Origin of the sequence: Hymenobacter cellulosivorans, assembly GCF_022919135.1 — a bacterium.
GTDB lineage: Bacteria > Bacteroidota > Bacteroidia > Cytophagales > Hymenobacteraceae > Hymenobacter > Hymenobacter cellulosivorans.
This window is the reverse complement of record NZ_CP095049.1, coordinates 4,087,743-4,100,114: the sequence shown is the minus strand read 5'-3', so window position 1 is coordinate 4,100,114 and position 12,372 is coordinate 4,087,743. Positions and strand designations below refer to the sequence as shown.

The 12,372-nt window shown below is 60.3% G+C and carries 13 protein-coding genes; all 13 read left to right on the top strand.

The features are described 5' to 3' along the window. Positions 1–55 precede the first annotated feature (55 nt). Entirely contained in the window at positions 56–748 is a 693-nt protein-coding gene (locus tag MUN80_RS17330; RefSeq protein ID WP_244714728.1) for a phage tail-like protein, read from the top strand. An 89-nt stretch (positions 749–837) separates the two neighbouring features. After that, positions 838–2,661 (top strand): peptidoglycan D,D-transpeptidase FtsI family protein, encoded by a 1,824-nt coding sequence (locus MUN80_RS17325; RefSeq protein WP_244714727.1) that lies wholly within the window; start codon positions 838–840, stop codon positions 2,659–2,661. 670 nt (positions 2,662–3,331) lie between these two features. Beyond that, complete coding sequence (locus MUN80_RS17320; protein WP_244714726.1) at positions 3,332–3,823, top strand: hypothetical protein; 492 nt, start codon at positions 3,332–3,334, stop codon at positions 3,821–3,823. A 5-nt stretch (positions 3,824–3,828) separates the two neighbouring features. Further along, positions 3,829–4,347, top strand: a complete 519-nt coding sequence (locus tag MUN80_RS17315; RefSeq protein ID WP_244714725.1) for a hypothetical protein — start codon at positions 3,829–3,831, stop codon at positions 4,345–4,347. A gap of 155 nt (positions 4,348–4,502) precedes the next feature. Then, a complete protein-coding gene (locus tag MUN80_RS17310) occupies positions 4,503–5,390 on the top strand; it encodes an aldo/keto reductase (RefSeq protein WP_244714724.1) in 888 nt (295 codons plus the stop codon). A gap of 42 nt (positions 5,391–5,432) precedes the next feature. After that, positions 5,433–5,879 carry a DinB family protein gene (locus MUN80_RS17305; protein ID WP_244714723.1) on the top strand — a complete coding sequence of 149 codons (447 nt, stop codon included), beginning with the start codon at positions 5,433–5,435 and terminating at the stop codon, positions 5,877–5,879. Between the two features lie 91 nt (positions 5,880–5,970). Next, positions 5,971–7,068, top strand: a complete 1,098-nt coding sequence (locus tag MUN80_RS17300) for an OmpA family protein (RefSeq protein ID WP_244714722.1) — start codon at positions 5,971–5,973, stop codon at positions 7,066–7,068. Between the two features lie 230 nt (positions 7,069–7,298). Continuing rightward, positions 7,299–8,297, top strand: a complete 999-nt coding sequence (locus MUN80_RS17295) for an OmpA family protein (protein WP_244714721.1) — start codon at positions 7,299–7,301, stop codon at positions 8,295–8,297. An 87-nt stretch (positions 8,298–8,384) separates the two neighbouring features. Then, positions 8,385–9,200: a polysaccharide deacetylase family protein gene (locus MUN80_RS17290; protein ID WP_244714720.1), complete on the top strand. Its 816-nt coding sequence runs from the start codon at positions 8,385–8,387 to the stop codon at positions 9,198–9,200. A 4-nt stretch (positions 9,201–9,204) separates the two neighbouring features. Then, positions 9,205–9,918: an XAC2610-related protein gene (locus MUN80_RS17285; protein ID WP_244714719.1), complete on the top strand. Its 714-nt coding sequence runs from the start codon at positions 9,205–9,207 to the stop codon at positions 9,916–9,918. A gap of 115 nt (positions 9,919–10,033) precedes the next feature. Next, on the top strand, positions 10,034–10,957 hold the full coding sequence (locus tag MUN80_RS17280) for a hypothetical protein (protein WP_244714718.1): 924 nt from the start codon (positions 10,034–10,036) through the stop codon (positions 10,955–10,957). Between the two features lie 277 nt (positions 10,958–11,234). After that, entirely contained in the window at positions 11,235–12,062 is an 828-nt protein-coding gene (locus MUN80_RS17275; RefSeq protein WP_244714717.1) for a rhomboid family protein, read from the top strand. Between the two features lie 104 nt (positions 12,063–12,166). Beyond that, the gene (locus MUN80_RS17270) at positions 12,167–12,304 is read left to right on the top strand and encodes a hypothetical protein (RefSeq protein ID WP_244714716.1); all 138 of its coding nucleotides are present in this window, start codon (positions 12,167–12,169) and stop codon (positions 12,302–12,304) included. The last annotated feature ends 68 nt before the right edge of the window (positions 12,305–12,372 follow it).

Genomic DNA, 12,372 nt, shown 5'->3' with positions numbered 1-12,372 from the left:
CCTCTTGTGTAGCCGCCCGGCGCCCCATTTACCCCTAAGACGACGAATAGCAAGTATGAAAAAAGCCTTCCTGACGGCCCTGGTCCTTGTTGGCCTGCCATACGCCCTGCATGCGCAGGTATCCATCAACACCGCCGGCACCGCCCCCCACACCAGTGCCATGCTCGACGTCAGCTCCACGACCAAAGGACTGCTACTACCGCGCATGACCCAGGCACAACGCACTGCCATTGCCTCGCCCGCCACCGGCCTGGTCGTGTACCAGACCGACGCCTCGGCCGGCCTGTATTGCAACAACGGTACTCCCACCGCCCCGCTGTGGCAGCTCCTCTCCGCCCGGGCCCAGCCCGTCTACGGGCAGTATGGCAGCGCCTTTGGTCAGCCGATTCCCGCCAACGGCACCTTCCTCACCGTCGACCTGGCCACGGCTTTAGAGGCCTCGGGGCTCACGTTTAATGCGGGTGCCGACCAGGTCACCATTATTACCCCGGGCCTGTACCGGGCTTTCTACAGCGTGAGCGTCTACGCCCAGTATGCGGGAGCATTGGGGGGGCAGGTATATAAAAACAATGCCCCTGTTGGGCGGACCGCCTACACAGGCCTCCTGCAAAACAACGTCACGTCAATAAGTGACGAAGGGCTCTACACGCTTGCTGCTGGCGACGTAATCACGTTGCGGGTTTCCAATTTCAACGGGGGCAATGCCCAACACTACGGGGGCACCCTGACGCTGGTGCAGATTCAGTAGCGGCAGTGTATGCCCCGGTTTATACAGCCACGGCCCCTGTTCAGCGAAAAGCCCCCGGTTGAAGCCCGGCAATTGCCTAGCTTTACCCCATGCGCATTGCTAACCACCGGTGGAAAAACGTCCTGCTAGCCCTGCTAGTGACTTTCACCGCCTGCTCTTCCCCCGACCAGCCCACCAGCGCCCCCGTTCAAGACCCTAGCACCGGCGAAGTCTACACCCCAAGACGCGTTGTGGTTTCCGATTCCCTCATCCGGGGCCGCCTCCTCGACCGGAACGACTCCGTGCTGGTCGATACCCGCCTCCAGTACCTGCTTAAGCTGCCCCGCCGCGCCCTCGACACCCTGGCCCTGGGCGAGCTGCTGGGCTGGGATTCCACCACCGTCCGCCGACGCATCCAGGAGGCCCTGCCCTATAAAGATGCCTATGGCGTCGCCGTCCAGCTCCGCCTGACCAAGAAAGAAGCCGAGCGTATCCGCCGCGACAGTAGCGCCACCGTGCCCCAGCTTACTCTCACCGAGCGGTACCAGCGCACCTATACTACCCCTGCCGGGGCCCCCGTGCTGGGGTACCGCAGCGCCGAGGCCCAGGCCTTCCTGCGCCAAGCCCGGCGTTACCGGCGGGGCCGCTTCTACCGGCTGCGCAACGGTGGCGTCGAGGCTTATTACAACGGCTTGCTCACCGGTCACCACGGCTACCTGCATCCGCTGCTCGACAAGAAAGGCCAGCCGCACGGCACCTGGGCCAAGGACACCGTCTTCCAACAGGGCCAGGACCTGCACCTGACCATCGACGCCAAGCTCCAGGCCTACGCCGAAAAGCTGCTCGGCAACCGCCGCGGCTACCTCGTGGCCCTGGACCCGCGCACCGGCGAAATCCTGGCTTACGTGTCGGCCCCGGTGTACCCGGCCGCCACCATCACCGCCCCCGACCAGGCCGCCGCCCGCGCCGAGCTGCTAGAACACGAAGACCTGCCCCTGCTCAACCGGCCTGCCATGCTGGCCAACCCACCCGGCTCGGTCTTTAAGCTCGTGAATGCCGCCATTGCGTTGCAGATGAACGCCATTACCCCCGGCTCGGCCTTCCGCTGCGACCAGACCTTGGTGAGCTGCGTGCACCACCACAAGCCGGCCACCAGCCTGACCAAGGGCCTCAAGTACAGCTGCAACCCCTACTTCTACCAGGTCATGCAGAGCCTCATCGACTGCGTACCCGATTCCCTGGCCCAGGACACGGTCGGCGCCCGGCACGCCAACCTGGCCCAGTGGCGGCGCTACGCCCGTTCCTTCGGCCTCGATTCGGTGCTGGGCGTGGACATGCCCCGCGAAGCGCCCGGCTTTCTGCCCACCCCAGCCTACTACGACAAGGCCCGCCGCACCCGGGGCTGGACCTACCGCTCTATCTACTCGCTCAGCATCGGGCAGGGCGAAATCAACCTGACGGGCCTGCAAATGGCGAATATGGCCGCCATTATTGCTAACCGCGGCTGGTATTACCCGCCCCACCTGGTGCGCGGCATCGGCGAGAATGGCCCCTTGCACCGCTTTACCCGCAAGCGCCACACCCTGATCGACAGTGCCCACTTTGCGGCCCTGGTGCCCGGCATGGTGGCCGTGATGCAGCGCGGCGGCACCGCCGACGCCTCCAGCCTGGCCGACGTGGGCATCACCGTGGCGGGCAAAACCGGTACCGTCGAAAACGACGAGGGCGACGACCACGCCGCCTTCGTCGGCTTTGCCCCGGCCGATAATCCCAAGATTGCCGTGGCCGTCTACCTCGAAAACGCCGGCTTCGGGGCCACGGCTGCTGCCCCCTGTGCCGTGATGGTAATGGAAAAGCACCTGCGCGGTTACATTGCGCCCAAGCGTAAGCGCTGGGAAAAGCGGATTCAACACCGGGCGAAGCAAGGCTACTAGGTCACTTATATCTTCGCGAAGCCAGGCTACATTTGCTTATTAAACAGCTGGGTAATTCATCTAAATCTTATCGCTTACGCTTATCATCCACAGAATGAGGACACGCCTAACCTTAGTTATATTCTCGCTTTTCTTATTCAGCTGCTCCAAGCCCACTGATGATCCTCAACCCGTGGCAGGGCCTCCGTCTATAATAGGCAAATGGGAACTTACGGCGGACGTAATCGTCACTTCCTATGATAATGGGTTTAAACCATCTACTCAAACACTTTCGGTAAGCGCCGGGGAAGTAGTGGCTTCGTTCAGCTCACAAGGAATATTTGAAAATACAATTCAGGGCTCTGTTCAAGCCCCCTGCGCATATAACCATACTGGAAATAAGCTAACGTTTACCTTTTCGGCTAATAATTACTCAGAAGCAACGGTTGATGCTCTCACCGACAAAAAATTGGCGTACACCTACCATTCTTATGTAACGGCCCGTGGAGAAAGCTATGCCAGAACGCTTACCTACAAGCGCCTGTAAGCAGCCTACTTACAGCCTCTCATTCTCAAAATACTACTATTTAATACCTATCAATTGGGGTAACCGCATGTAGTAGCGGCGGGCACGGCATTGTTGGGCTTTGAGGAAAAAGCCCTAAGCTTACCGCTATAAACCACCTCGACAATGCAATATTTCTACCCCGTGTCTAGCTCTAGCATCAACAAGTTATTGGCGGCCCTGCTGCTGGCCGTCCCGCTCAGCTCCTGTGGCAGCCTGTTTGGCAAAGAGGTAGCCCGCCTACCCATCAACGCCATCAGCACGCCGGAGCAAGAGGTGGTCAAGGAAGCCGCGCTGCCGCTACAGAAAGGCGAGGAGCTGGCCTTATGGTCGGATATGGATATGGCCTACGAGGGCGAGGCGCCGGTGCGCTTTCAGGTGCAGGTCCTCAAAAACGGCACCGCCTTTCAGCAGCTGGAATTAGACCCCACAGACAAAAACGTAACCGTTGGGGAAGTGAAAACGGCCGTGAATGGCAAGACTACCTGGAGCTTCACCGGCAAGAACGGCAGCCTTACGATTCCGGAAACGGGCACGTACACCTTCAAAGCCCGCCTGGTAGCGGCCGCCAATCCCACCCTGAAAATCACGAAGGCCGAGCTGGTGCTGAAAAAGTAAGCCCTATGCTTTATAAAGTTTGCTTTCCGCTGCTGTTTTTCGGCGGGCTCTACTTTCTGATTCTAAGCATAGGACGCACTATCGCGCTCTACAGCCAGAATCAGCTGGAAGTGGATGCCACCCAAGAAGCCTTTGTACTGACTCTGCCTCAGGCCGGGGAGTATGAAATAGCCACCAAGCGCAGCCAGTTTGCCGGGCTGGCTCCCTCGGATACGCCCTTTGAGGTAGTAGTGAAGAGTACCGGGCAACGCCTGCCCGTCCGGCGCCTGTACAACCTGATGAACGTCAAGCGCATCAATATGTCGGGGGAGCGTATTACGGCGGTGGCCACGTTTACCATGCCCACAGCGGCCGAAATAGAACTGCGCAGCCCGCAAGCCCATACCTTTCAGCCCAAAGACCGGCTGCTTATCATGCCCAGCACGGAAGGGAAAGCCCTGGGGCTGATTTTGGCCATGGTGTTCTCAGGCATTGCCACAATTGGCGGCCTGATTGCCAGCATCATTTTTCTTAGCCGAAGCTAGAGCCCTACCAGCGCGGCTGGCAGTTACCTAAGGCCGTAGCGGAACTTGCCTGAACTGCCTGCAGGAGCTACCACATGGTAAAGCGCCATAACCAACGCTTCCCGAGCGCTGTTTGGCAGGTGGTTCTTTGTTTTACCCTTTCTGCCCGCCAGGCCATGACCACCACAGCCGCCCCAACCATTACCATTGCTCCCCACTCGGCCCAGCCGCTCCCTGTTTCGCGCCTGGGCTACGGCACCATGCGCCTGCCCGGCCCCGAGGTGTGGGGCGAGCCCGCTAACCGCGCCGAGGCCCTGCAGATTCTGCGCACGGCCGTGGAATTAGGCGTAAACTTTCTGGACACGGCCGACTACTACGGCCAGGATGTAACCAACCGCCTGATCCGCGAAGCCCTGCACCCCTACCCGGCCGACCTGGTTATCTGCACCAAAGTAGGCGCCACCCGCCGCCCCGATAAAAGCTGGGTGCCCTATAACCGTCCCGAAAATCTGCGCGCCAGCATCGACAACAACCTGCGTACTCTGGGCCAGGACCAGATTCAGCTGGTACACCTGCGCCTGATGGGCCACGGACCGGTGCCACTACAGGAGCAGCTGGAAGCTATGTTCGAGATGCAGCGGGAAGGCAAGATTCTGCACGTGGGCCTGAGCAACGTGACCCGGCCGGAGCTGGAAGAAGGCCTGCGTCTGGGGCCCATTGCCAGCGTAGAAAACATGTACAGCTACGCCCAGCGCACGACCGTGCAGCTGCCTCACGGCGCTAACCCCGGCGGGGAGGAAGTGCTGGACTTGTGCGAGCAGCACGGTATTCCGCTGATTCCCTTTTTTTCCCTGCTGCACGCCCTGCCCAAAGCTGACAACCGAATCGGCGAAATAGCGCGCAAGTACCAAGCTTCGGAAGCCCAGGTGAACCTGGCCTGGCTGCTGCATAAGTCGCCCGTGCTGCTGCCCATCCCGGGCACGTCCTCCCTGGCCCACCTGCGCGACAACCTGCAGGCCCGGGACCTGCAACTCAGCGCCGAAGACATGGCGTATCTGGGCTAGCTCCCGGACGGCGTGCTGACCTGATTTTTATATGTTTGTCGCATGCTAACCGAAACCTTACGCCAGCTTTTCAGCCGCGACCTGCACCGCCTCCGCCAGGAAATCACGCTTTACCAGGACGAGCGTACCCTCTGGCTGACCGATAAAGCTGTAACCAACTCGGCCGGCAACCTGTGCCTGCACCTGGTGGGCAACCTGCGCACCTACATCGGGGCTGAGCTGGGCGGCGTGGCTTACGTCCGCCAGCGCGACCTGGAGTTTTCCGCCAGGCACGTACCGCGCACCGAACTGCTGGCGCTGCTAGACGAAACGGCCCGCCTCGTGGAGGAAACGCTGCGCACGCTGCCCGCCAGTAAGCTGGCCGAGGAATATCCCTTGCTGGTTCTTGAGGCCCGTACTTCAACCGAGTATTTTCTGGTACATCTGGCCTCGCACCTGGCCTACCATCTGGGGCAGGTCAACTACCACCGCCGCCTGCTGGATTGCTGAGGCAGGGCGCGGACGCAACTAAATGCCCCCCGGCCCGCGTCTTAGGGGCACGGCACTGGATTCTGTGCCTAAACCAGCTTTACTTCGGGGCATGAAACGCAGCTTTTGGTATGGCATTGTGGGCCTGCTACTGGCAGGCCCGGCACACGCCCAGTCCCTGGCGGGCGTCTGGCAGGGCGTGGAAACCGACACCGGAGAGCCCGGCACGACCTGGCCCGCCGTGCTCCGCATTCAGAAAGGCAAGGGTACTGGCCTGTTTGGGGTGCTCTACCAGGAAGTCAGTGGGCAACCCAGCACGTCGGTTACTTTTCAGGTGCAGGGTACGCCCACGGCGGGCGGCCTGCGGGTGGAACACGGGCGCAAGCTCAACGAAACCGGCGGCTCCGCCTTTACTTATTGGTGCGACGGCGCCATCACCTTTACCTACGACCCGGCCCAGGAAAAGCTGTCCGGCAAAGCCACCTACCGGCCCGTCGGCGACTGTGACGTGGGCAGCTTCACGTTTTACCGGGTTAAGCTCAAATCGGCGGCGACGGTGGCGGCCGGCGCCGAAACCACGATTCGCGTCACGGGCCGCAACGTGCTCTGGTACGCCGACGCGGAGCTGAAAAAGCCCGTCACAACGGGCAACACTTACCGCACCAAGCTCAGCAAGACCACCACGTTTTACCTGGCCCAGGGCTATTATCCGACCAAGCAAAGCCCAGTGGTGCCCATCACCATCCGGGTGACGGGCAGCGCCCCCACGCCCAAGGCCGCGCCCCCGCTAGCGGCCCTGCCTACACCGGAACCCTCGCCGGTACTGCCGCCCCTGGATACGGCCCGCCCCGCCCCGGCTCCCGCGCCCGTGGTAGTAGCGCCAGCTCCGGTAGTGCTGCCTACGGTGCTTTTTAAGCTGGGCACGGCCGAGCTGCTGGCCGACGGAATTCCGGCGCTTAACCAACTCGTGGCCGAGCTCAAGGCCCGGCCCGCGCTGCGGGTGCGCATTGCCGGTCATACCGACAAAGTCGGGGAACCGGAGAAAAACCAGGCCCTTTCCGAGCAGCGGGCCGAGGCCGTAAAAGTCTTCCTGGTCAAAGCTGGCATTGCCGCAGACCGTATCAGTACCATCGGCTACGGCGACACCCGGCCGCTCTACTCCTCGCCCGATGCCCGCAACCGGCGGGTAGAAGTAGAAGAAGTAAAATAGCATAAGCCGGTCCGCAAAGCCGGCTTATTTTTTTGATGGCAATACCTAAAAAGTGAGCCCGCAATACCCTAGCTTACGCCTGCTTTACTTTGCTTTCAATGACGTTACTTCATCGTTAGACTGGTTGTTGCTACTTCCCATTTTGGCCATCCTGCGGGCAGCAGCTCTCTTACCGCCAAGCCCTGCTTTTATATATGGCAAGAAAATTAATCGGGGGCATACTCGCCTGTATGCTACCCATTCCGGCTGCGGCCCAACAGCTGAATGGCGTGTGGCAGGGAGTAGAAATAAGTCCACCCAAAACGGACTTTTACCCCGCCGTGCTTACCGTGGGCTCCTACTCCGGGGAAACAGTAACGGGCGTGCTCTACGAGGAGGTTCAGAAAGCTCCAGGCTATAGCGCCACGTTTCGCATGAGCGGCACCGTCAAGGGAAACGTGCTGCAGCTTTCCCATTCCAGTGTGCTGCAGGAGTCGAGTGAGCAGGGCTATGGCTGGTGTCAGGGCGTTATCCTCTTCACCTACGACGCAACTGAAGAAAAGCTCAGTGGCCGAGCCATGTACCGCCCCTCCCACTCTGATTGCGACGGAGGCCTGTATACCCTCTACCGGGTGCGTCTAAAGTCGCCAGCCACGGTACTGGTCGCCGTACCCACCACCCTGCGCGTGACGGGCCAGCAGGTGCACTGGTACGCCGATGCAGCCCTGCAGCATCCCTTGGCCACCGGCAACGAGTTCCGCACCAAGCTCAGCAAGACCACCACGTTTTACCTTACCCAGGGCTTTTTCCCGACCCACCGGCCAGCGGGAGTACCCATTACGATTCGGGTGGCGGAACCTGCTACGAAGGTCCTGGCAAAAAAGCAGCCGACCAAGGCGGCCCCGCGACCGGCTCGGGCAGCAGCGCCAGTAGTATTGCCTACGGTGCTGTTCCACACTACCACGGCTCAGCTCTTGCCGGAATCGGCCCCGGTGCTGGATAAGCTGGCCCAATCCCTGAAGGCCCGGCCCGCCGTGCAGCTGCGCATCGCCGGCCACACCGATCAGATTGGCGAGGCCGCCAAGAATCAGGTGTTGTCTGAGCAGCGGGCCCAGGCCGTGAAGCAGTATCTGGTGCAGGCCGGCATTGCCCCCCAGCGCCTTAAAACAGTAGGCTATGGCCATTCCCGCTTGCTCTACCCCACCCCCGATGTCCGAAACCGCCGGGTGGAAATCGAGGAAACCCCGTAGCCTTGGGGCAGGCTCCGGCTGGATTTACAGGCGTAAAGACCTGGGATTCCTCGTAGATTCGCCTTCCCTCCTTGTTTTCTCTTGCTGATGAAAATTCCGCTTCTCTTGCTGCCAGGTCTGCTTTGCCTAGGTACTGCCGCTACTGCCCAGGCCCAAACCACCAGCGTGTGGAACAACAAGCAGTGCGCCGTGGTACTGACCTACGATGACGCTCTCGACTCGAACCTGGACGTTGTGGTGCCGGCCCTCGACTCGGTGAAGCTGCGCGGCACGTTCTACCTGATTGGCTCCTCGCCGGTGGTGGCCAAGCGCCTGCCGGAGTGGCGGCGGGCCGCCCAGCGCGGCCACGAGCTCGGCAACCACGCCCTGATGCACCCCTGCGACGGGAGCCGGCCCGGGCGCGGCTTCGTAACGCCCGACACCGACCTGAGCAAGTACACCCTGACCCGGGCCGTGAGTGAGGTGCGGGCCTGCAATACCCTGCTCAACGCCATCGACGGCAAAACGGCCCGCACCTTTGCCTACCCCTGTGGCGACCTGACCATCGGCGGGGTGAAGTTCTACGACCAGCTCCAAAACGAATTTGTGGCGGCCCGCGGCGTTACTTCGGGCCTGCAAACCCCGGCTCAGATTGATCTGACCAACATCGACGCCTACATGATTAACGGGCAGTCGGGCGACTACCTGGTGGATTTGGTAAAGCAGGCCCAACAGTCGCACACGCTGCTGGTGTTTCTGTTTCACGGCGTGGGCGGCGGACACGGGCTCAACGTGGACCTGAAAGCCCACCGCCAGTTGCTGCGCTACCTTAAAAGCCAGGAAAAGAACATCTGGGTGGCCCCTATGGTCGACGTAGCCACCAAGGTAAAGGCCAGCCAGACGGCTCCGGCCGGCAAACGCTAACGGCATGGTACGTTCCTGGCTTCTACTCCCCTTCTGTATTGCTTTCTTGGGCCCCGGGCTAAGTAGTTCGGCGCAGGCCCAGCGCCGCTTTAAGCTATCCAACGGTTCGGCGCAGTACTCGGCGGAGCTCACAGTAGCCGGCTGCGCCGAGGATCAATGCCAGGGCCGGGGCACGGTGCGGCTGTTCAGCAAGCAAACCAAGCAGCTGGTACAGACCTTCACATCGGCGGATCTGAATTTCTTTCTCGACAACGCCAACCACACCCAGCCGACCGTGAATGTGGTGCAACTCTACGGCGAGCAAAGCCCGCTGATTTTTGCCGACTTCAACTTCGATGGCACCGAGGACCTGGCCATCCGCAACGGCAACAACAGCAGCTACGGCGGCCCCTCCTACGACGTATACGTGTACGCCAGCCGCCCCCGCAAATTTGTACCGAGTGCGGAGCTGACGGCCCTGGCCACCGAAAACCTGGGCATGTTTCAGCTGGACACCAAGCGTAAGCGCATCATTACGTTCGAGAAAAGCGGCTGCTGCTGGCACCTGACCACCGAGTATGCCGTGGTGCCGGGCCAGGGTCTGGTGGAGGCCAAAACAGTGGAAGAAGACGCTACCGGCGCCGGGGAGCAGGTCGTCGTCACGACCAAGGAAAAGGTGCAGGGCCGTTGGCGCACCACGGTGCGGCGCTTTCCCATCAAGGAGTACTACAAGGACTAGCGGCAGCCGGGCTCACTTTGTTTAATCTATATAGATTTGCCGCTATAAGAGCTTTCATCCGGGTATTACCCGGGCCGAGGCTTATTCCTTTCCTATCATCCTCTCCCTTTTTAGTATGCACACTCGTTCCTTTCTGGCGGCCCTGCTGCCCGCTACTGTAGTTCTGGCCACCAGCTTTACCCCGCCGGCCGATACTTTTACCCAGGGCGTAATCACCACCCGCGTTTCGCTGCCGGGCAACCCCTACGACAAAATGCTCAATAGGCTCGACCCGGCCAAGGGCGACCTGCAGGGCCAGGTGCAGCGGCTGGCTGCCAGCCTGACGCCGGCCGAGCAGCAGCAGTTTCAGGCCGAAGCCGCCCAGCTGAGCCCAGCCATGACGATGGGGGCCTTCATGCTGCCCCGCAAAGGCACGCTCTACTGCCGCGGCTCCCAGGTTCGGGCCACCACCGACGCGCTGTCGTATCACCTGGAAAACTTCTTCGACAGCGCCAAAAACACGGGCCTGCTGCTGCTTGCCGCCCAAGACAAACCCAACCAGGTGGCCTACACCTACGATGCCGCGACGGTGAAGCGCAGCTGGCAGAGCATTGTGGTAACCGAAGTGGATTATACGGTGAAGCCGACCACCGAAACGGCCCTGGTAGCCGGCCTGCCCAGCCAGAAAACAACGTATACGCTGAAAAGCTCCGCGGCCAGCACCTCCACCGACCCGGGTGAGATGGGCCAGAAACCCACCGCCCTCGACGTGTGGACCTCGGCTCAGATTCCGGCCGCGTTGAATTTTGCCCACCCTGTCTACGTCAAAGAAAAGCAGGGTATCACCAAGCTGGTCGTTTACTTCGATAAGGAGCGAAAGCAGCGCATGGTTTACGAGTTTGCCAGTGTGCAGCGCAAGCCCGTTACCGACCAGGACCTCAAAATCAAAACTACCGGCCCGGTGCTCGACTACGCCAAGGACGAAATGCAGATTGCCGGCCAGTCGCTGGGCATCATGCTCGGCGGCGCGGGTGGCCCCAGCCGCCAAGATCAGGACTAACTACTAATCTGACCGTTAATCTGGCACAGCCGGCCCGCTCCCGTCAATCGGAGGCGGGCCGAGTTGTTTCTAATGCCTTACTCTTGAGCCGCTAAACTCCCCTTGTATAAGTCTCATTTTCCCGGTCCCCACACTGCCGAGCTTAATCATACGCCCCGCTTTGGAAATCAAGGGCCTGGCTGTACCTTTCCGGGATAGTAGGAGCGGCTTTTGGGCCTCCTATCTTCTTATCTGCTCTTCCTGCTGTTCATTTTCTACCTGTTGCTGCTTCCTACGAATGGATGATTTAGGCATTGCTGGCCTCGCTATCCTGGCGGTTACCTTTCTGGCTTCCTACCACGGCTTCAAAAACCCGCAGTATTACGACCGGTACCTGTTCCGGGTCAACGACATTCGCTACGGCAAGCAATACCACCGGCTGATTTCCTCGGGCTTTCTGCACGCGGGCTGGTGGCATCTGCTGATTAATGCCTGCACCTTCTACTGCTTTAGCAGCGGTATCGAAGACAGCGTGGGCGTCGGCAACTACCTGCTTATCTACTTCGGCAGCCTGGTGGGCGGCAACCTGTTCTCGCTCTTTCTGCACCGTCACGATTCCGAATACTCGGCCGTGGGGGCTTCCGGAGCTATTACGGGCCTGGTATTCGCTACTATTGCCCTCTATCCCGGCATCCGCGTGGGACTGCTGGGCGTGTATCTGCCGGGCTGGCTCTACGGGCTGCTGTACGTGCTTTACTCGGCCACCGGCATCACTACCCGCCGCGACAATATCGGCCACGACGCCCACCTTGGCGGCGGTATTGTGGGCCTGCTAGCCGCCGTGGCTATGTTTCCGGAGCTGCTCCGCCTCAACTACGGACCTATTGCGGCCCTTCTACTGCCCACGGTAGCCTTTGTATACTTGTTGCTGAAAAAGCCCCAGGCATTGCTGGTAGGCAATATTTTCGGGGCTGCTCCCGAGTACCAAACCCTCGACGACCGGTACCAGGCCCGCAAGCGTCAGCAGGAAGCCGAACTAGACCAGCTGCTCGACAAAATTAGCCGCCAGGGCCTGAACAGCCTGAGTGTCCGGGAGAAAAAAGAACTGGAAAAGCTTTCCAAATAAGCCGCTTTTCTTTTTTGATTGCGCTGCCCTTACTACTTCGCTATAACAGCAAAAGGCTATATTGGCCGAAAATTCCCTGACATTCACTTTTACCTGCTTATGTCATGCGAAAACCATCCGTCACTATTTCCACGCTGCTTTTGCTCGGCGGTGTAGGCTCACTAGGCTTGCTCTGGGCACGGCTCCGCCAACTCAATCTGCGGTTCGACCTCCACGACGAAGACGCGGACACCTACTGCTAGTCGTTGGTTAGTGGTCAGTTGTTATGACAAAGGCGTCAATAATTTGCTCATTTCCGTCAGCCGCCCAG